Origin of the sequence: Rhizobium indicum (assembly GCF_005862305.2) — a bacterium.
GTDB classification, from domain to species: Bacteria; Pseudomonadota; Alphaproteobacteria; order Rhizobiales; family Rhizobiaceae; genus Rhizobium; species Rhizobium indicum.
Window position 1 is genome coordinate 3,481,995 of the sequence record NZ_CP054021.1, and the last position, 17,745, is coordinate 3,499,739.

Genomic DNA, 17,745 nt, shown 5'->3' on the forward strand with positions numbered 1-17,745 from the left:
ACCATCCGCGGCTGCTGCTGCGGATGGTCGACGGCGTTCACTTACACGATGTTCAGCCGAAACGTTCCAAAGCCATGGCGAAGATATCGGAATCGACATTGCCGCCGGAGGTGACCACTATGACCGTGTCGCTTTCCAGGGCATCGCCATGGAAGAGGGCGGCGGCGAGCGCCACGGCGCCGCCGGGCTCGACGACGATCTTCAGCCGTGTGAAGGCGAGCGCCATGGCGCGCAACGCCTCCTCGTCGGTGACGACGATGCCGGCGCCGGCGAGGCGCTTGAGGATCGGGAAAGTGATATTGCCAGGTTGCGGCGTGACGATCGCATCGCAGATCGAGCCTGACACCGCCGCGTTGCGTTCGATCTTGCCGGAGGCGAGCGAACGGGTGGTGTCATCGAAATCCTTGGGCTCGCAGGGGCGGACGCGAAAGCCGGGGGCGCTGGCTTCGAGGGCGAGCGCAATGCCAGAGGTCAATCCGCCGCCGCCGCAGGGAACGAGGACCTCGGCTGACGTCACGCCTTCCTCTTCCGCCTGCTCGGAGATTTCGAGACCGGTCGTGCCCTGACCGGCGATGACAAGCGGTTCGTCGAAGGGCTTGATCAGCGTCAGGCCGCGCTCGGCCGAAAGCCTCGCGCCGATCTCGTCGCGATCCTCGTTGACGCGGTCGTAGAGCACCACCTCGGCACCGAAGGCACGGGTGTTGGCAATCTTCAGCTTCGGCGCATCGCTCGGCATGATGATGACGGAGGGGATATTGTGCAGCTTGGCCGCAAGCGCAACGCCCTGGGCGTGGTTGCCGGAGGAGAAGGCGATGACGCCCTTCGAGCGCACCGCCGGATCGAGGCCGGAGACGGCCGACCATCCGCCGCGAAACTTGAACGAGCCGGAATGCTGCAGGCATTCCGCCTTCACGAACAGGCGCCGGCCGGCGATCTCATCGAGGAAAGGGGAGGAGAGAAGCGGCGTGCGCCTTGCATGACCGCGCAGACGGGCGCGGGCTGCGACAATCATTTCAATGCTGGCCATTCGGGAATCTTTCTGCTTGCGGGTTCGCCCATGCATAGGGCGCGGCAAGTCAATTGTGAACGGCGACTTTGTCACGGTGACATGAATGGTGCCACCGCTGCTTCTCGAGCCGCGTTGCGCTTCCGCCGACTGTTTGATCAGGCGATCCCCGAAACGTCAGTAGCCGCTTGCCGACCCTTCTGCCGCGCGGCTGTCCATGGCGCCGTTGTAGCGGGCACCGCCACCCTTTTCGATGGCAGCAAGGCTTTTACCGCCGACGAGGATGCCGGCGGCCTGGCCCCATTGCGGCGCGTCATTGCCGCCATCGAAGCTGTAGCCCATGGCGGCGAGTGTCTTTTCCGTATCCGGCGAGAGCGCATAGGGTTCGAGAAAGACCTTGTCGGGCTGCCATTGGTGGTGGAGACGCGGGGCGTTGACCGCCTGGCTGATATCCATGCCGAAATCGACGACATTGAGGATCGCTTCCAGCGTGATGGTAATGATGCGCGAGCCGCCGGGGCTGCCGATCACCATAAAGGGTTTGCCGTCCCGGGTGACGATCGTCGGGCTCATCGAGGAGAGCGGCGTCTTCTTCGGGGCGATGGCATTGGCCTCGCCCTGCACCAGTCCGTAGAGGTTCGGCACGCCGGGCTTGGAGGTGAAATCGTCCATTTCGTTGTTCAGCAGCACACCGGTGCCGGGCGCTACAACGGCGGCACCGAAGGAGCCATTCAGCGTATAGGTGACGGCGACCGCATTGCCCTCGTCGTCGATGATCGAATAATGCGTGGTCTCGGTGCTTTCCTTGCCGCCGAGCGGTTTCAGGTTCGCCGAGGTGCCGGCCTTGTAAGGGTCGATCTTGGCGGCGATCTCCAAAGCATACTTCTTGTCGAGCAGCGTTGTGACCGGGTTCTCGACGAAATCGGGATCGCCGAGCGCAGCATTGCGGTCGACATAGGCATAGCGCATCGCCTCGACCATGATGTGCACGGTTTCGGCCGAGTTATAGCCCAGATAGGAGAGCGGGTAGCCTTCCAGAACGTTGAGGATCTCGCAGATGATGACGCCGCCGGAAGACGGCGGCGGCGAGGAGATGATGTCGTAGCCGCGATAGTTGCACTCGATCGGCTTCAGCTCGCGCACGGCATATTGCTCGAAATCCTCCTTGGCGAGGATGCCGCCATTGGCCTGGCTCGCCTTGACGATCGCCTCGGCGGGCGCGGCCTTGTAGAAGGCGTCGGGGCCTTTTTCGGAAATGCCTGCCAGGACGGCGGCAAGGTCCGGTTGCTGGAGTTTTTCGCCGGATGCATAGGGTTTACCATCAGGTTTCAGGAAGATCTTTGCCGTGGCTTCATCCTTGGCGAGGCGCTTGGCGTTGCCGGCGAAACTTGCGGCGTCGCCCTGTTCCAGCGTGAAACCTTCCTTGGCGAAGCGGAGCGCCGGTGCGATCAATTCTTCGCGCGGTTTGGTGCCGTATTTCTCGCGCGCGGTCTCGAAGCCCATGACGGAGCCCGGCACGCCGACGGCAAGATAACCGTCGAGGCTGGCGCGCGGCACGATATCGCCCTTGGCATCCAGATACATGGTCTTCATTGCGGCAAGCGGTGCGCGTTCGCGAAAATCGAGGAAAGTCTTCGTGCCGTCCTTCAGGCGGATGGTCATGAAGCCGCCGCCGCCGAGATTGCCGGCCGCGGGATAGACGACTGCCAGCGCATAACCGACGGCGACCGCCGCATCGACGGCGTTGCCTCCGCTTTTCAGCACCTCGACGCCGACATCAGTCGCCAGATGCTGGGCGGTGACGACCATGCCGTGCTCGGCTTCGACGGGCGCAGGCGAGGCGGCAAAAGCCGAGGTCAGGCTCAGCGACAATGCTGATATGACGGAGATCGTCCCGATATGCAGGCGGCCCATGATTTCCCCTCCTATGGACAATGATGGAAAAACATATGGGGCTGCGACAGCCCGAGGCAATGCAAGGGGTTGGCTTTAAAACATGTCGCGCAAAGTATGTCGCGAGTTTGCGGCGACGACTTACGTAAAAACAAAATCTAGAGCGTCAGCAGTTCGGCGAGTTTCCGGTTGGTGTCGTCGTCATCGAGGGGCGTATAGACGATGAGCTTCATCTCCGGCCGACTGGTCAGTGTCAGGCCGGTATGTTCGAATGACATGCGGCCCTTGACGGGATGGTTGATGCGCTTGATGCCGGATAGCGGGTTGACGACCTCATGGCGCTGCCACCAATCACGAAATTCAGGGCTTGCTTGCTTCAGCAGCGCGATCAGCCGATCGAAATCCGGATCGCAGGCATAACGCGCGCTGTCGGCGCGGAACATCGCCAGCGAGACGCGGGCAACCGATTCCCAATCGACGAGCAGCCGGCGATGCGCCGGGTCGGCGAAGAGACGATGCATGATGTTGCGTTCGTCGCGGTCGAGCGTGTCATAGCCGCCGAATAGCATGTCGGCGGCGCGGTTCCAGGCGAGCACATCCCATCGGCGGCCGAGCACATAGGCCGGCTGGTGGGTCAGGTTGGCGAGCATGCGTTGCAGCGGCTCGTCGACGCATTCCGGTGCCGCCGACACTGTCTCCGGCACCTGGCGATTGTTGAGAGTGAAGAGATGCCGGCGCTCTGCCTCGTCGAGGCGCAGCGCATCGGCAAGGGCGTTGAGCACCTGCGCGGAGGGCCTGATGTCGCGGCCCTGTTCCAGCCATGTGTACCAGGTGGTGCCGACGCCGGCGAGCATGGCAAGCTCCTCGCGCCTCAGACCCGGCGTGCGCCGACGAAAACCCTCGGGCAGGCCGACATCGGAGGGTGCCAGCCGCTCGCGGCGAGAGCGCAGGAAGGCCGCAAATTCGCGGCGGCGTGCTTCGAATGTGTCGGATCTCTGGTCCATGGCGCCGATCATATCAGTATCGATACCAGGATAAAACTGGAACTGTTTGCCGTTTTCAGGCCGCGCATGATTGAGGTGTCGCAGGTGGTCGAAGCGCCTGCGGATCGTTCAATTCAAGGAGCAGCATCATGTCTTTGCAGCATGTGGTCGTCATCGGCGGTTCTTCCGGCATCGGCCTTGCCACGGCGAAATTACTTTTGAAACAGGGATATACGGTCACTATTGCAGGCCGCGACGGCGAAAAGCTCGCGGCGGCGAAGGCTTCGCTCGATGGTGATCCGCGCAGCCTGGTGCTCGATGCGGCGGAGCTTTCAAGCCTCGGAGAGGCCTTCGCCGGGATCGGCGCGTTCGGCCATCTCGTGCTGGCGATGGGCAGCGGTCATGGCGCCGGACCCTTCGCGACGCTCGACATGGCGGATCTGCTTGCCGGGTTCCAGACCAAGCTCATTCCTCATGCCGCAGCGGCGCAGGCGGCGTTGCCGCTGCTGCAGCCAGGCGGCAGCATCACCTTCGTCTCGGCGGTCAGCGCGCAGGCTGCGATGCCCGGAACGGCTGGGCTTGCGGCCGTCAATGCCGGCATCGAGGCGATGGTGCCGGTGCTTGCCGCCGAGCTGAAGCCGCTGCGCGTCAACGGCGTTTCTCCCGGGGTCGTCGATACGCCGTGGTGGAATTTCCTGCCGCCCGAGCAGCGCGGCGGCGTCTTTGCGGATTTCGCCGGCCGCACGCCGGTCGGCCGTGTCGGCAGGCCGGAGGATATTGCGGAGGCGATCGCCTTCCTGATCGGAAACGGTTTCATGAGCGGCCACGTCATCACCTGTGACGGGGGTGTGCGTCTCAGCGCGTGAGGTAGGCTTCAGGCTGTCGCCGACCGGAAATCCAAGCCGGAGAGGTCATACGCCGGGCAGGGCGCCTGGCCTCAACGACGGCACGGTTGCGACCGTCCGATCGCGTGAGGTGGCGGCAAGCCTTTCTTCGGCCTTGCGGGCGATTGCCTGCAGGTCGCGCGGCTTGCCTGATATCTTCTCCATGGCGGCGATGGCGACATCGGTTGCGAGGTAATCCGGCTTGTGGCCGACGCCGCTGACGGTAATGAGCTCGGAGCCTGATATATCGCGGGCAAGGCCGCGTGAATGCAGGTGTTCCCAGACGATCTCGTCGCGGTCGCCCGTTATGATGATGGTCGGCGCGGTGATCTGCGAATAGAGCAGCGACTGCTCCTTCACATAGGCGAGCAGTCTTTTGAAATCGGCGGCATTGTTGTGGAAGGCGCTGGGGCGTAGCACCAGCGACGGACCGGTTTTTTCGATGTAATCGGCCGGGCGAGGATTGGGGCGGAAGACATTCAGCGTGCCGCGCTCCAGCCGGCTGAGCCCGAGCGGCACGACGATCGCGTGGTTGAAGAGCCAGCCGACGATCGGTACGGTTGCCACGTGATAGTACCAGTCGATGCCGCCCGGCCATGGATGGGTGGCGGGCGCGAGGAAGAGCAGGCCGGCGGTCTTGTCAGGATGGCGCAGGCCGAAGGCGGCGGTGATAGCGCCGCCGAAGGAATGGCCGACGATGATCGCCTTCCCGATGCCACGCTTCTCCATCAGCCTGGCGATTGCATCTGCCTGGCCGGAGGGGACGGCGTTCTCAAGGCCGCCGCGTTCGGAATAGCCATGACCGGGGCGATCGACGAACAGCATTTCCGCCCGGCCTTCGAGTGCAGCGCGGAAGGCAACGACCTGGTCGAGCAGATTGCCGCTGGCGCCGTGAATGAAGACCAGCGCCGGCAGATCCGCATTTTCGGGACGCTCGACGTGGACGGCATTCATGCGGTAGCCGCCGACATCCGTCAGTTCGCCGATATTCGGATAGGCGTGTTCGAATTGCCGCGCCTTATAAGTGGAGTAACCGATGGCGGCGGCGAGCGGGGCGAGAAGAGCGGAAACTTCTGCAAGCATGATCTCAACGAGCGATAATTGCGGGACGTCCTGCGGGGGACAACCGCCACATCGTTCCCTCTCTATTCTAAAATTGTGCAGCGTGATCCGACGTCAAGGTCGCCGCCCGGAAATCAGGTGCGGTTGCCGGCAAGTTTTTCCGCAAGCGTGTTGGCCTGTTCCTGCGCGGTGCGTTCGGCGGGATAGATATCGAGAAAACGCTCCCACGCCTTCAAGGTCAGTTGGTCGTTGCCGGAATTGCTGAGGATTGCCGCCATGCCGGAGAGCGCGCCGAAATGGCGCGGCTCGAGATCGAGCACACGTTCGATATCGGACATCGACTTGCGATAGTTTCCCATGACGAAATTCAGCGTGGCGCGGCGGTTCCAGCTTTCGGCATAATCGGGCTTCAGCGCGATCGCCTCATCGAGGAAATCGAGAGCCGCGGGATTGCGCTTCTCCTCGATCGCCTTGTCGGCCCACTGCATCAGCAGATTGACGGTGGCACTGCCGGAATCGTTCCATTCCATGCGGATTTCATTGGCGATGCCGCTGGCCTTTTCGGGATCGCGTTCACGCTTCAGCTGGCTGAAGAGCTGGTCGAGGTGCTGCTTCGGCGCATTGTGGGCATCCGCCTGCTCGACGATGACGTCCTTTTTCGCGGCGGCCGCCGGCTGTTCCGCGGCGGCGGCCGGAAAGGAGGAGGTGAGGAAAATGAGGGCGAGCGGCAGCGCCGCTGATGTCAAAGCAAAAAAGCGCATGGCGGGCATATTAGCCCGCCAGCGCCGAAGATCAAACAAATTTGACGTGATCACCGCAGCGACCCACCGGATATATCTGCCGGCGCAAGCTCACGCGGCAGGGCGATCCGGACGCGCGAAATCAGCCCTGACGAGCCTTGAAGCGCGGGTTCAGCTTGTTGATGATGTACATGCGGCCCTTGCGGCGAACCAGACGGTTGTCACGGTGACGAGCCTTGAGCGACTTGAGCGAATTCTTGATCTTCATTTTTCTGATCCGCGATCTCTATGGGGGAATTCACATTCGCCCGTATCTTTAACAATCAAAAGCGCGCCATCGGGCGCGCTGTTTAGGTGGGGGAGCAGATACCCCGTCACCTTTTCCGTGTCAACCACACGAAGGTGTTTTTCCCAAGGCACAGGGGTGTTTTCTCAGGCCAAAACCGGCGATTTCGGCGTCAAGGTGGTGACATGGCCCATCTTGCGGCCGGGGCGCCACTCGGTCTTGCCATAGAGATGAACCAGCGTATCGGGGCGCCGCAGCCAGTCGGGAACGGCAAGGATATCGTCGCCGATCAGGTTCTGCATGACGCAGTCGGAATGGCGCTCGGCATTGCCGAGCGGCAGGCCGGCAACGGCGCGGATATGCTGCTCGAACTGGCTGACGACGCAGGCGGCTTCCGTCCAGTGACCGGAGTTGTGGACACGTGGTGCCATCTCGTTGGCGACCAGGCCGCCATCGGCAAGCACGAAGAATTCGATGCCGATGACGCCGACATAGTTCAACGCGGCAAGGATTTTCTCGGCCGATTGGCGCGCAGCGTCCGCCGCCGGCGCAGAGATCGCAGCGGGAACCGTCGAGGTGTGGAGGATGCCGTTGCGGTGGACATTCTCGGCGGGATCGAAGCAGACGACCGTACCGTCGGTGGCGCGGGCGGCGATGATCGAGACCTCGCGCTCGAAGGCAACGAAGCTTTCGAGGATGAGCGGCACGCCGCCAAGTGCTGCATAGGCGCCATCCGGGCTGTCTGCGGCCGAGCGGAAAACCTTCTGGCCCTTGCCGTCATAACCGAGACGGCGGGTCTTCAGCACGCCCTGGCCGCCGAAATCCTTCAGTGCCGCCTCGAGATCGGCCTGGCTGTCGATCGCATGGAAGCGGGCAGTTGATATGCCGCAGCCATTGAGAAAGCGTTTTTCGACGAGGCGGTCCTGGGCGGCTTCCAGCGCCTTCGGCGGCGGATAGACAGACACGCTCGCCGACAGCGTTTCGGCGGCTGCGACGGGCACGTTCTCGAATTCGTAGGTGACGACGTCGCAGATATCGGCGAGTTCGGCCAGTGCCGAGGGATCGTCATAGGCGGCGGTAATCTGCCGGTTGGCGAGCTGGGCGGCCGGGCAGTCCGCCTGCGGCTCGAGGATGACCGTGCGAAAATTCAACCTGGCGGCGGCAATGGCCAGCATGCGGCCGAGCTGGCCGCCGCCGATAATGCCGATCGTTCGTGCCGTCATAGATCGTCCATCGGGTATTCGGCGACGGCAGCACTCTGGCGCTCGCGCCATTCGTCGAGCCGGTCGGCGATTTCTTCGTCGGAAAGGGCTAGCACGGCGGCGGCGAGAAGGGCAGCGTTGACTGCGCCGGCCTTGCCGATGGCGAGCGTACCGACAGGGATACCGGCCGGCATCTGCACGATGGAAAGGAGGCTGTCCTGGCCGGACAGGGCTTTCGACTGGACCGGCACGCCGAAGACCGGCAGCGGCGTCATCGCGGCGGTCATTCCCGGCAGGTGGGCGGCGCCGCCGGCGCCGGCGATGATGACCTTGAAGCCCTCCGCGCGTGCGCCCTTGGCGAAATTGACCAGCCGGTCGACTGTGCGGTGGGCCGAAATGATGCGCGCGTCATAGGGAATTTCCAGCGCCTCCAGCGTGTCGGCGGCGTTTTTCATGGTCTCCCAGTCGGACTGGCTGCCCATGATGATGGCGACGGGTGGTCTGTCTGTCATCGTTGCTGTTATTCCCTCTCAGGCGATGATGTCAGGGATGATCTGATCTTCCAGCTTGGAGAGCCTGTCCTTGATAACGAGCTTCTTCTTTTTCATGCGCTGGATCCGCAGAGCGTCGCATCCGGTCTGGATCATGGCGTTGATCGCGGCGTCGAAATCTTCGTGCTCCTGGCGCAGGCGCGCCACTATGAGCCTGATTTCCGCCTGTTCCTGATCGGCCATATGCATTCCCCGTTATCGTCCTTGGACCTTGTCCGATCTGGCGATGATTTCCGCAAGCTCCTATCATCAAATACAGGTAACGGCTAGTTAGTCTTGATCATGAAATTGCCATCCAGTCTTCATCTTTTGGCCTTCGACAAGCCTTCAAAAATATGTCACAGTCCCGCCCGTTGACACCTTGATCCCCGACGATGTTGGCCGGGGAGGGTAAGAGGAAGGAAGGGTCATATGACTGTTCAAGCTCATCTTGAGTCACTCCAGAAAAAGCATGTCGCTCTCGAGGAGGAGTTGCACGCGCTCAGAACGTCTCCCTCAATTTCGGATACGGAGCTTGCCGAATGCAAGCGCCGCAAGTTGCGCATCAAGGACGAGATTCAGCGTCTTAAGTCATCCGTCCACTAATCTTCCCAAGGGTCGCCGGGCGATCATCTTGCGCAACAAGGTAAATCCATCCATTCCGCCAAAAATTTGCAAGAACCGGTGATTTGACACCATATTTGCGCCAGTCCGATGCATCCGGCATCGTGGCTGGCGCTTTTGGGTCTGTCACGTCCCACATCGCGTTCTTATGATTCGCATCGTATCCCCAGATCTTATGGGAACTTGCATCAGGCCCAGAACTGATCCAGCCACAAATTGAGCTTGTCGAAGCCGCGGTTATTGACCGTGTAGATGCGTTTGGTGCCTTCCGAGGTCACGGAAACGAGATTGCTGTCGAGAAGCGCCTTCAGGTGCTGTGAAACAGCTGGACGGCTGATCGGCAGGCCTTCGGCGAGCTCATTGACCGTCCGTGGCGCGCGACGCAATTCCTCCAGCAGAAACCGCCGGTTCGGATCGGCAATCGCAGAGAAAGGGTCGGTGTTCGACATGGCGGCAACGCTACGTCAAACCGGCCGCGCCAGCAAGGAAATTGTGCATTGCAGCGAATTGCAGCAATGCGAAGTGCAGCGGCGCTGTAGGCCTCTTACCAGCCAAGGCCCTCGCGCACGATCAGGAAGGCGGCGATCAGCGCCATTGTATAGATGAAGGGATAGAAGATCTGTGGCCTCATGCGGCGCACGCACCAGGCGCCGGCAATGGTGGCGAGCGGAGCAAAGGGCAGAAGCGTTGCGGAGGTCGCAAGGTTCTGGGTGCCGAGCTGGCCGAGCGCGAAATAGGGGATCAGCTTGACAGCGTTGAGGATCGCGAAGAAGCGCACGCTGGTGCCGGTATATTCGCGTGGCTGCAATTTGAGCGGCAGGGCATAGATCTGGAAGGGCGCACCGCCGGCATGGGCGACGAAGCTGCCATAACCGGAAAATGTTCCCCAGAGGCTGGCGGCTACCGGCCGCTGGCTGCGCGGCGGGATCACCTTGCCGGCGCCCGGGCCGAAATTGCTCCAGAAATAGCGCAGGCAGAAGAGGATGGTCACCGCGCCGATGACGATGCGCAGCAAGTTGCCCGGAACCAGAGCCGAGGTCGCCCAGCCCAGCGCAATGCCGGTGAAGGCGCCGGGCAGCATGATCTTCAGCGTCGTCCAGTCGCCATGCTTGCGCCAGATGACGAGCGAGATCATGTCCATGAAAACCAGGATCGGTAGCAGGATGGCCGCCGCCTCGACCGGCGAGACGACAAGGGCGAGGAAGGGCAAGCCGATCAGCGACAAAGCGTCGCCCATGCCGCCCTTTGCGAGGCCCACCAGCAGAACGGCGGGCACGGCGGCGTAGTAGAATAACAAATCCTGCGGCATGCTTTCGACGTCCTCCTCTTGCAAGCCTCGTCTAACGGAACTACTCACACAAAACGAGTGCGGATCCCTCATTTCGAAGGGGAATTCGCAGGAAACGGAAAGACCCCATGACCGAACCGGAAAACCGCTGCCGCCTTGTGCTCATCGTAGCCGATATCGCCGATGCCGATGAACAGGCAAAGATCGTCGCCGACGCGCTCAAGGGCGGCGATGTCGCTTCGGTGATCGTGCCGCAATACGGGCTCGACGACGGCACCTTCCAGAAACATGCCGAAAAGCTGGTGCCGTTGATCCAGGGCGCTGGCGCCGCCGCGCTGATTGCAGGCGACAGCCGTGTCGCAGGTCGGGCGAAGGCCGACGGCCTGCACCTTTCCGGCAATGCGGAGGCCCTTTCGGAGGCGATCGACAAACATGCGCCGAAGCTGATCGTCGGCGGCGGCAACGCGGCCGACCGGCACCATGCGCTGGAGATCGGCGAAGTCAGGCCGGACTATATCTTCTTCGGCAAGCTCGACGGCGACATCAAGCCGGAGGCGCATCCGAAGAACCTGGCGCTCGGCGAATGGTGGGCCTCGATGATCGAGATCCCCTGCATCGTCATGGGCGGCACCGATCCGGCCTCGGCGCTCGCCGTCGCCGAGACCGGAGCGGAGTTCGTGGCGATGCGGCTGGCGGTTTTCGGCGAGCCCGCCCGGGCGCCGTCCGTCGTTGCCGAGATCAATGCGTTGCTTGACGAAAAAGCGCCACGGTTTGAGGATTGAAATCGCGCTCATGCCGATCCCGCCCGCCCGTCATTTGAAATATCTCCTCGCCGGCATGGCCGCCTTCCTTGCGGCCGGGCCGAATATTGCCTTGGCGCAGGCGCCTGACAGCGTCATCAGTCAGCCGGGCACGGGGCCGGCTTCGACCTTTCGCACCGATCGGCCTTCCAGCCCGGGCGTGCAACCCTCCGACGGCGTCGGCGTATTCGACCGCATGGGCGCGAAGCTGCCGGACCTGCCGCCGGAGAAGGATTACAAGGGGCCGATCGACGAGGCTTACGGCGCCTTCCAGCGCGGTTATTACCTGACGGCAATGGACAAGGCGCTGCCGCGCGCCCAGCTCGGCGATCCGGCGGCGCAGACGCTGATCGGCGAAATCCTCTCGCAGGGCCTCGGCGTCAAGAAGGACGTGAAGAACGCTGCCTTCTGGTACGGCAAGGCGGCCGAAGGCGGCGATGCGGCGGCAATGTTCAAATATGCGCTGATCCTGATGGAAGGCGAGGGCGTGCCGCGTGACAAGGTCAAGGCCGACGACTACATGCACAAGGCGGCCGAGGCCGGCAATCCTTCGGCGGAATTCAACTGGGCACAGCTTCTCATCGCCGACAATCCCGGCGAGAAGGGACTGAGGCTGGCGCTGCCATTCTACGAGAAATCGGCCGAGCAGGGCATTGCCGATTCGCAATATGCCGTGGCGCAGATCTATGCGACGCTGAAGGACCTGCCGGAAGAAAAGAAGAAGCTTGCCCGCGAATGGATGGTGCGCGCGGCGCGCGCCGGCTTCGATACGGCCCAGCTCGATCTCGGTATCTGGCTCGTCAACGGCGTCGGCGGGCCGAAGGATTACGTCAAGGGCTTCGAATGGCTGAAACTTGCCGCCAATGGCGGCAATGTCGCCGCGCAGAACAAGCTCGCCCATCTCTATATCAACGCGATCGGCACGGCGCCCAATCCGATCGAGGCGGCGAAGTGGTACGTGCTGTCGCGCCGGGCCGGGCTCGCCGATCCGGCGCTCGAGGATTTCTATCTCGGCATCGAGGACACCCAGCAGAAGGCGGCGATCGACGCCGCCAACAAGTTCCGGCGGCGATAGCGGCCGTATCCCAACTTAGAAAAGCGCGTCGGCGAAAAGATCCTCGTCGTTTTCGGCTTTGGCGGTTTCGGCGGGAGCGGAGGTGCTGTCCTCGCTCGCCGGAATGATGCCGCGATGAATGCTGCGCTCCTGGACCATCGTATAGTGCTTGAAGATCTTGCGGTCGAGCGGCGCGATCGTCTCAGCGAGATCGGAGATATCGGCGACATCGGTGCCGGCGACGCCTTCGAGCATATCGGCGCAGCCGGCAAGGACTTCGCCCAGATTATGTTGGAAATCGAGCTTGCCGATCAGCAGGCTGATCTTGGTGGCGACCTCGCGACCGTTCTCGGCGAGCACCTTCAGCTCGTTTTCCATCACGTTGGCTGCAGAGCGGATGTTGCCGACGGCCGAGGTCAGGCTTTCTCCGAGATTGCCGGCTCCGGCATCGGTGGCGGGGGCGACGCGCCCGGCCGCAGCTTCGAGCGCCGGCAGGCCGTTGACGATGGCGTCGGCGGAATCGTCGAGCTTGCCGGCGAAGATGCGCAGTTCGGCGGTGACGACGTTGATCGACCTGCCTTCCTCGCCGAGCCGGCTACAGCGCAGGTTGGTATTCAACGCCATATAGTGAATGTCGGTCTTGACGGCGCGGATGTTGCCGATCGCTTCGGAGAGCTTGGCCGCCGTACCGATCGTCGACTGGCTCACCTGGTCGGCCTGGCGGCTTGCCGTATCGACCTGCTTGACGATTTCATGAGCGGCCGAAACGCTGGATTCCAGCGCGCGCATGAAGTTGCCGCCGGCCTCGCCACTCTCACCGCTCATCTGATCGCGCAGCTTGAGAATCTCCCGCATGTCGTGGTCGAAACTCGCGATCGTCTTGACGACGTTCTCGGAATCCCGCTGGAAATTTGCGCACATGTCGCTCATCTGCGCCGCTGTCAGATGGTGAATGACGTTCTGGAGGCGCTGGCGCGCGTCGGCGTCGAGTCTGGCGCCATCCTCGCCGGCAAAGAAATTTTCAAGCAGCGAAAAGGTGGCCTGCACATGCTCGATGCGCTGGCGGGTGATATCGCCGATCTGCAGGGCGGACAGCGTCGAGGCGACCTTGCCCTGGACGGCGCGGGCAATTGCGCCGACCTCGCGGGCGATGACGCCGAGATCCTTGCGGTGTCCGGCGATCTTGGAGGCATCATCGCGCAGGGCTCCGGCGACGGCCGGAACAGTATCGGCATAGCCCTTGGAAACGCCGGCGCCAAAGGAGGCGGCAAGCTTGACCTCCTTGTCGAGACTGTCGAGGTGCGTGGCGAAACGATTGACCTCATCGGTGCCGGAATAGATGCGCTCCAGGATCTCCTGGGCGAAGCCGGCGAATTCGGCAAGGCCGGCACCGGTAATCTTCACGGTCACCGCGAAGGTTCTGAGATAACGCATCGTCTCCTGCATGTCGGCGACGTGCTTGCGCAGCTCTCTGCCGGTATGCGCCAGCGAGACGAGCGCCTGCTGCCGGTTTTCCTCGGTGACGGGCAGCGCCATCAGGCTCTCCACCGTGGCGCGGAGATCGGCGCTGGTGTCGCTCGCCTCCTTGTTGTCGAGCGTCGTGGTGACACTCTCGAGCGAGTTCAACAGACGGTTGAGGACATCCATCACCGAGAGCAGCACGGTACCGCCTTCGAGGAAACGTTCCTCGACCTGGCTACGAGCAGATTCCAGGGTCTGGCTGATGTCCCGCCCCGACGTGTAGGCTACAGCGTTCGACGATACCAGAGCGTGTGCCACTTTTATACCTTTTCTTAAAATACAGGCAATTCGACTCTATTTTTACGGGCAGGATGGAAACGTCCGGTAAACGCGGCGGGACTCGCCAGCGTTGTGATTAACGAAAGATGTCGATGGGTCCCGGGGAAAGTGTCACTGTCGCGTGGCGTAATTCAACATACTGTTTTTACTTTATTTATTTCTAAATTTTGAGAAAAAAATACAACTTATCCCGGATGAGAATTGGGAGTCGCGGAACGCGCTATACGGCAGTTTCCTACAACCGCTGTTTACTCTGCATTAACGCTGTCGTGAGAGTCCTTTTAGGGTCATCAAGTATTTTTCTGGCCCAGGAGGCTGTATTGGATACTCAGAAGCAATATTACGAATCTATAAATTTACCGGACGTGCTCAGTATTCGTAACGTGTCCGAACTATATTCAAAGTTTACTGATGAATTTCATAGCAATGATACAATCATCATCAGCATTCCCGAAGGCGCGGAAGCGGATCTGAGTTTCGTTCAACTCATCGAATCCTCGCGCCGCCAAGCAAAAGCCAAGGGAAAGACGTTCAAGCTTTCTTCGCCGGCCAGCGGCTCGGTCCTGAAGGTACTTGAGCGCGCAGGTTTCATCGAATCCTTCGATCATGAAGACGCAAAGTTCTGGTTGCATAAAGAGGTGACATTATGACTGCAAATATCCTGACTGTCGACGATTCCGCCAGTATTCGTCTGACCACCAAGGTCACGCTGACCAATGCCGGTTATAGTGTCACCGAGGCGGTCAATGGGGCAGAGGGCCTCGCGACGGCCAAGGGCAGCAGCTTCGATCTGATCGTGACCGATCTTAACATGCCTGTCATGGACGGGCTGACGATGATCGAGGAACTGCGCAAGCTGCCGGCGCAGGCCGGCGTCCCGATCATCTTCCTGACGACGGAATCGGACGCCGACCTCAAGGCGCGTGCCAAGGCCGCCGGCGCAACCGGCTGGCTGACCAAGCCGTTCGACCCGGAAAGCCTGGTGAAGATCGTGAAGAAGGTTCTGGGACGATGAGTACGCTCGATCCCGTCGCCGTATTCCGCACGGAAGCCGCCGAATGCCTTGAAGCGATCGAGGCCGGTCTTCTCGACCTGACCCACCAGCTCGACAACAAGGATCTCGTCGACGCCGTGTTCCGCGGCCTCCACACGCTGAAGGGCTCCGGCGCAATGTTCGGTTTCGAGGCGCTCGCCGCCTTCACCCATCATTGCGAAACAGCCTTCGACCGCGTCCGAAAGGGCGAGGTCGCGGCGACCAGCGAACTCGTCGCCGCCGTTCTCGCCGCGCAGGACCATATGCGGGCCCTAGTCGACCAGCCGGACGCCGATCATGGCGATACCGGGCATAAGCTTCTGGCGCAGCTGCAAGCCGCCGTCGGCGGCAAGGAAGCGGCGCCAGCAGCAGCGCCGGCCGCTGTTTCCGTACCCGCAGCCGTGCGTGACGCAGCGGCGAAGAAGAAGAACAGCTGGCGCATCCGCTTCAGCCTGCCCGCCAATTCGATGGCCAACGGCACCAACCCGCTCGGCCTGCTGGACGAGCTGCGCGATCTCGGCGAATGCACCGTGCGCGCCAACACCTCGGCCATTCTGCCCCTCGACGCGCTGGCTCCGACGGAACTCCACATTTCCTGGGACGTGACGCTGACCAGCGAGCAGGACCGCTCGGCGATCGACGACGTCTTCATCTTCGTGCTCGATGATATGGAACTCAGCGTCGAGGAGATCGACACGTCGGCAGCGGCAACCGCCGCTCCGGTCGAGGAAAAGGTTGCACCTGCCCCTGTCGTCGCGGCATCGGCGGCCGCCGTTTCACCAACCACCGTCCCGGAGTTCCGTCCTGTCGAGGCGGTTCCGGCCAAGCGCGAGGCGCCTGCCGCCGTCAGCCAGGCGAAGGCGGCCGAGAATGTCCGCGTTCCGGCCGAACGTCTCGACGAACTGATGGACCGCGTCGGAGAGCTCGTCATCGCGCAATCGCGCCTCAGCCAGCTCGCCAGCGCCAGCACCGATATTGCACTGCGCTCCGTCTCGGAAGAAATCGAACGTCTCTCCGGCGAATTGCGCGACACGATGATGGTGCTGCGCATGGTGCCGGTCGCCACCCTGTTCTCCCGCTTCCGTCGCCTCGTTCACGATCTCGCTCGCGAGACCGGCAAGGTGATCGAGCTGGTGACGGAGGGCGAGAGCACCGAAGTCGACAAAACGGTCATCGAGCGTCTGGCCGATCCGCTTGTGCATCTGGTGCGCAATTCGATCGATCACGGCCTCGAAACGCCCGCCGACCGCCTTGCCTCCGGCAAGACGGAAGCCGGCACGGTGACGCTTTTGGCCCGCCAGGCCGGCGGCGAGGTGATCATCTCGATCAGGGACGACGGCCGCGGCATCAATCGTGAACGGGTGCGCGCCAAGGCGGAGTCCTCCGGCCTTATCCAGCCCGGCCAGCCGCTTTCCGACTCCGAGCTGCTGCAGCTGATCTTCGCCCCCGGCTTCTCGACGGCAGCCGCGATCACCAATCTGTCCGGCCGCGGGGTCGGCATGGACGTGGTGAAGAAGACGGTCGAGGCGCTCCGCGGCGCGATCGACATCGTCAGCGTGCCGGGACAGGGTTCGGAAGTGTCGCTGCGCATCCCGCTGACGCTCGCCATCATCGACGGCCTGCTGGTGCGCGTCGGTTCCGGCCGCTACGTCATCCCGCTCTCGGCGGTCGAGGAATGCCTCGAACTGTCGCTCGAGGAAGATCTTCGTTCGCGCGGCCGCAGCTTCATCTCGCTGCGCGACAGCCTGGTGCCGTTCCTGCGCCTGCGCGACCTCTTCCGCACCGGCACAAAACCCGATGTGCATCAGAAGGTCGTCGTTATCTCCACAGGCACGGAGCGCGTCGGCCTCGTCGTCGACCAGATCATCGGCGACCACCAGACGGTCATCAAGTCGATGTCGAAACTGCACAATAACGTCGCGACCTTCTCGGGCGCCACCATTCTCGGCGACGGCAGCGTCGCTCTCATTCTCGACGTCGGGCACCTGGTTGCCGCGGGTCAGCAACAGGAGGCGCAATTGCGTGTAGCAGGATGAGTGCAACAGCAGCAGCCGAACGATTTGACAATCACTGGAACTATGCCGAGGAAGTCGAAGTCCTGACCTTCGATCTCAACGGCGAAACCTTCGCGCTGGAAGCGGTCATCGTCCAGGAAATCCTGGACCTGCTTCCCGAGACCGCGGTGCCGGGCAGCCAGCCCTTCGTCGCCAGCGTCATCAACTTTCGCGGCAAGGTCATTCCGCTCGCCGATCTGCGTCTCGCCTTCGGGATGGAAGCGGCGGAGGCGACAATCGACAGCCGCATCATCGTCATCGAGATCGATCTGCAGGGCGAGCAGACGCTCGTCGGCCTCAGGACCGACAAGGTGAACGAGGTGACGACGCTTGCAAAGTCCGCGAGCGAGGCCCCGCCGAGTGTCGGCATGCGCTGGCGCGCCGATTACATCAACTGCCTGGTGAAAAGGGGCGGAGAGTTCATCATTCTCCCCAATCTGCAGGCGATTTTTTCATCGAGGCGAGATGCGGCGGGAGCCGCTAATTGACGCTGAATGAATTCAACG

The 17,745-nt window shown here is 62.2% G+C and carries 20 protein-coding genes; 8 read left to right on the forward strand and 12 right to left on the reverse strand.

Translation table 11 applies throughout. From position 1 onward, the window contains the following. Positions 1–52: 52 nt before the first annotated feature. The 3 genes from FFM53_RS16940 to FFM53_RS16950 all read right to left on the reverse strand — a co-directional run bounded on the left by FFM53_RS16940 (position 53) and on the right by FFM53_RS16950 (position 3,915). Positions 53–1,027, reverse strand: coding sequence for a threonine ammonia-lyase (locus FFM53_RS16940; RefSeq protein WP_138390536.1), 975 nt, complete (start codon positions 1,025–1,027; stop codon positions 53–55). A gap of 156 nt (positions 1,028–1,183) precedes the next feature. Beyond that, positions 1,184–2,920 carry a gamma-glutamyltransferase gene (ggt, locus tag FFM53_RS16945; protein WP_138390535.1) on the reverse strand — a complete coding sequence of 579 codons (1,737 nt, stop codon included), beginning with the start codon at positions 2,918–2,920 and terminating at the stop codon, positions 1,184–1,186. A gap of 137 nt (positions 2,921–3,057) precedes the next feature. Then, positions 3,058–3,915: a helix-turn-helix transcriptional regulator gene (locus FFM53_RS16950; protein ID WP_138390534.1), complete on the reverse strand. Its 858-nt coding sequence runs from the start codon at positions 3,913–3,915 to the stop codon at positions 3,058–3,060. A 116-nt stretch (positions 3,916–4,031) separates the two neighbouring features. Here FFM53_RS16950 and FFM53_RS16955 point away from each other — a divergent pair, with 116 nt between their 5' ends. Continuing rightward, on the forward strand, positions 4,032–4,748 hold the full coding sequence (locus tag FFM53_RS16955; RefSeq protein ID WP_138390533.1) for an SDR family oxidoreductase: 717 nt from the start codon (positions 4,032–4,034) through the stop codon (positions 4,746–4,748). A 45-nt stretch (positions 4,749–4,793) separates the two neighbouring features. Here the strand turns inward: FFM53_RS16955 and FFM53_RS16960 are convergent, their stop codons facing one another. The 6 genes from FFM53_RS16960 to FFM53_RS16985 form a co-directional block, all read right to left on the reverse strand. After that, positions 4,794–5,849 carry an alpha/beta fold hydrolase gene (locus tag FFM53_RS16960; protein WP_138390532.1) on the reverse strand — a complete coding sequence of 352 codons (1,056 nt, stop codon included), beginning with the start codon at positions 5,847–5,849 and terminating at the stop codon, positions 4,794–4,796. 113 nt (positions 5,850–5,962) lie between these two features. Continuing rightward, a complete protein-coding gene (locus FFM53_RS16965; RefSeq protein ID WP_062941522.1) occupies positions 5,963–6,598 on the reverse strand; it encodes a tetratricopeptide repeat protein in 636 nt (211 codons plus the stop codon). A 112-nt stretch (positions 6,599–6,710) separates the two neighbouring features. Continuing rightward, on the reverse strand, positions 6,711–6,836 hold the full coding sequence (ykgO, locus tag FFM53_RS16970; protein ID WP_003542835.1) for a type B 50S ribosomal protein L36: 126 nt from the start codon (positions 6,834–6,836) through the stop codon (positions 6,711–6,713). Between the two features lie 164 nt (positions 6,837–7,000). Continuing rightward, positions 7,001–8,077, reverse strand: coding sequence for a 5-(carboxyamino)imidazole ribonucleotide synthase (locus FFM53_RS16975; RefSeq protein ID WP_003542834.1), 1,077 nt, complete (start codon positions 8,075–8,077; stop codon positions 7,001–7,003). Next, complete coding sequence (gene purE, locus FFM53_RS16980; RefSeq protein ID WP_011653459.1) at positions 8,074–8,568, reverse strand: 5-(carboxyamino)imidazole ribonucleotide mutase; 495 nt, start codon at positions 8,566–8,568, stop codon at positions 8,074–8,076. Before purE ends, FFM53_RS16975 begins: the two co-directional genes overlap by 4 nt. Positions 8,569–8,586: 18 nt before the next feature. After that, positions 8,587–8,790 (reverse strand): YdcH family protein, encoded by a 204-nt coding sequence (locus FFM53_RS16985; RefSeq protein ID WP_003542832.1) that lies wholly within the window; start codon positions 8,788–8,790, stop codon positions 8,587–8,589. A gap of 228 nt (positions 8,791–9,018) precedes the next feature. Between FFM53_RS16985 and FFM53_RS16990 the strand changes: the two genes are divergently transcribed. Then, complete coding sequence (locus tag FFM53_RS16990) at positions 9,019–9,192, forward strand: YdcH family protein (protein WP_003542831.1); 174 nt, start codon at positions 9,019–9,021, stop codon at positions 9,190–9,192. A 206-nt stretch (positions 9,193–9,398) separates the two neighbouring features. Here the strand turns inward: FFM53_RS16990 and FFM53_RS16995 are convergent, their stop codons facing one another. Further along, positions 9,399–9,659: an ArsR/SmtB family transcription factor gene (locus FFM53_RS16995; protein WP_003542830.1), complete on the reverse strand. Its 261-nt coding sequence runs from the start codon at positions 9,657–9,659 to the stop codon at positions 9,399–9,401. 95 nt (positions 9,660–9,754) lie between these two features. Continuing rightward, positions 9,755–10,519 (reverse strand): sulfite exporter TauE/SafE family protein, encoded by a 765-nt coding sequence (locus tag FFM53_RS17000; protein ID WP_138390531.1) that lies wholly within the window; start codon positions 10,517–10,519, stop codon positions 9,755–9,757. 107 nt (positions 10,520–10,626) lie between these two features. On the opposite strand from FFM53_RS17000, the gene FFM53_RS17005 reads away from it, so the two are divergent. Both FFM53_RS17005 and FFM53_RS17010 read left to right on the forward strand, forming a co-directional pair. After that, positions 10,627–11,280: a thiamine phosphate synthase gene (locus FFM53_RS17005; RefSeq protein ID WP_017989377.1), complete on the forward strand. Its 654-nt coding sequence runs from the start codon at positions 10,627–10,629 to the stop codon at positions 11,278–11,280. Between the two features lie 10 nt (positions 11,281–11,290). Beyond that, the gene (locus FFM53_RS17010; RefSeq protein ID WP_138333393.1) at positions 11,291–12,373 is read left to right on the forward strand and encodes a tetratricopeptide repeat protein; all 1,083 of its coding nucleotides are present in this window, start codon (positions 11,291–11,293) and stop codon (positions 12,371–12,373) included. Between the two features lie 15 nt (positions 12,374–12,388). On the opposite strand, the gene FFM53_RS17015 is transcribed toward FFM53_RS17010, so the two are convergent. After that, the gene (locus tag FFM53_RS17015; protein ID WP_138390530.1) at positions 12,389–14,131 is read right to left on the reverse strand and encodes a chemotaxis protein; all 1,743 of its coding nucleotides are present in this window, start codon (positions 14,129–14,131) and stop codon (positions 12,389–12,391) included. A 341-nt stretch (positions 14,132–14,472) separates the two neighbouring features. Here FFM53_RS17015 and FFM53_RS17020 point away from each other — a divergent pair, with 341 nt between their 5' ends. From FFM53_RS17020 to FFM53_RS17035, 4 genes are read left to right on the forward strand one after another with little or no spacing between them, the layout of a single operon-like run. Further along, on the forward strand, positions 14,473–14,802 hold the full coding sequence (locus FFM53_RS17020; RefSeq protein WP_028742222.1) for an STAS domain-containing protein: 330 nt from the start codon (positions 14,473–14,475) through the stop codon (positions 14,800–14,802). After that, positions 14,799–15,167 (forward strand): response regulator, encoded by a 369-nt coding sequence (locus FFM53_RS17025; RefSeq protein ID WP_003542824.1) that lies wholly within the window; start codon positions 14,799–14,801, stop codon positions 15,165–15,167. Before FFM53_RS17020 ends, FFM53_RS17025 begins: the two co-directional genes overlap by 4 nt. Next, positions 15,164–17,221 carry a chemotaxis protein CheA gene (locus FFM53_RS17030; RefSeq protein WP_138390529.1) on the forward strand — a complete coding sequence of 686 codons (2,058 nt, stop codon included), beginning with the start codon at positions 15,164–15,166 and terminating at the stop codon, positions 17,219–17,221. Before FFM53_RS17025 ends, FFM53_RS17030 begins: the two co-directional genes overlap by 4 nt. Beyond that, positions 17,218–17,727: a chemotaxis protein CheW gene (locus FFM53_RS17035; RefSeq protein ID WP_003542822.1), complete on the forward strand. Its 510-nt coding sequence runs from the start codon at positions 17,218–17,220 to the stop codon at positions 17,725–17,727. The genes FFM53_RS17030 and FFM53_RS17035 overlap by 4 nt, the downstream gene beginning before the upstream one ends. Positions 17,728–17,745 lie beyond the last annotated feature (18 nt).

Coding starts and splice junctions, on each gene's coding strand:
- FFM53_RS16940 (WP_138390536.1), bottom strand. CDS start 1,027: ATGGCCAGCATTGAAATGATTGTCGCAGCCCGCGCCCGTCTGCGCGGT.
- ggt (WP_138390535.1), bottom strand. CDS start 2,920: ATGGGCCGCCTGCATATCGGGACGATCTCCGTCATATCAGCATTGTCG.
- FFM53_RS16950 (WP_138390534.1), bottom strand. CDS start 3,915: ATGATCGGCGCCATGGACCAGAGATCCGACACATTCGAAGCACGCCGC.
- FFM53_RS16955 (WP_138390533.1), top strand. CDS start 4,032: ATGTCTTTGCAGCATGTGGTCGTCATCGGCGGTTCTTCCGGCATCGGC.
- FFM53_RS16960 (WP_138390532.1), bottom strand. CDS start 5,849: ATGCTTGCAGAAGTTTCCGCTCTTCTCGCCCCGCTCGCCGCCGCCATC.
- FFM53_RS16965 (WP_062941522.1), bottom strand. CDS start 6,598: ATGCCCGCCATGCGCTTTTTTGCTTTGACATCAGCGGCGCTGCCGCTC.
- ykgO (WP_003542835.1), bottom strand. CDS start 6,836: ATGAAGATCAAGAATTCGCTCAAGTCGCTCAAGGCTCGTCACCGTGAC.
- FFM53_RS16975 (WP_003542834.1), bottom strand. CDS start 8,077: ATGACGGCACGAACGATCGGCATTATCGGCGGCGGCCAGCTCGGCCGC.
- purE (WP_011653459.1), bottom strand. CDS start 8,568: ATGACAGACAGACCACCCGTCGCCATCATCATGGGCAGCCAGTCCGAC.
- FFM53_RS16985 (WP_003542832.1), bottom strand. CDS start 8,790: ATGGCCGATCAGGAACAGGCGGAAATCAGGCTCATAGTGGCGCGCCTG.
- FFM53_RS16990 (WP_003542831.1), top strand. CDS start 9,019: ATGACTGTTCAAGCTCATCTTGAGTCACTCCAGAAAAAGCATGTCGCT.
- FFM53_RS16995 (WP_003542830.1), bottom strand. CDS start 9,659: ATGTCGAACACCGACCCTTTCTCTGCGATTGCCGATCCGAACCGGCGG.
- FFM53_RS17000 (WP_138390531.1), bottom strand. CDS start 10,519: ATGCCGCAGGATTTGTTATTCTACTACGCCGCCGTGCCCGCCGTTCTG.
- FFM53_RS17005 (WP_017989377.1), top strand. CDS start 10,627: ATGACCGAACCGGAAAACCGCTGCCGCCTTGTGCTCATCGTAGCCGAT.
- FFM53_RS17010 (WP_138333393.1), top strand. CDS start 11,291: ATGCCGATCCCGCCCGCCCGTCATTTGAAATATCTCCTCGCCGGCATG.
- FFM53_RS17025 (WP_003542824.1), top strand. CDS start 14,799: ATGACTGCAAATATCCTGACTGTCGACGATTCCGCCAGTATTCGTCTG.
- FFM53_RS17030 (WP_138390529.1), top strand. CDS start 15,164: ATGAGTACGCTCGATCCCGTCGCCGTATTCCGCACGGAAGCCGCCGAA.
- FFM53_RS17035 (WP_003542822.1), top strand. CDS start 17,218: ATGAGTGCAACAGCAGCAGCCGAACGATTTGACAATCACTGGAACTAT.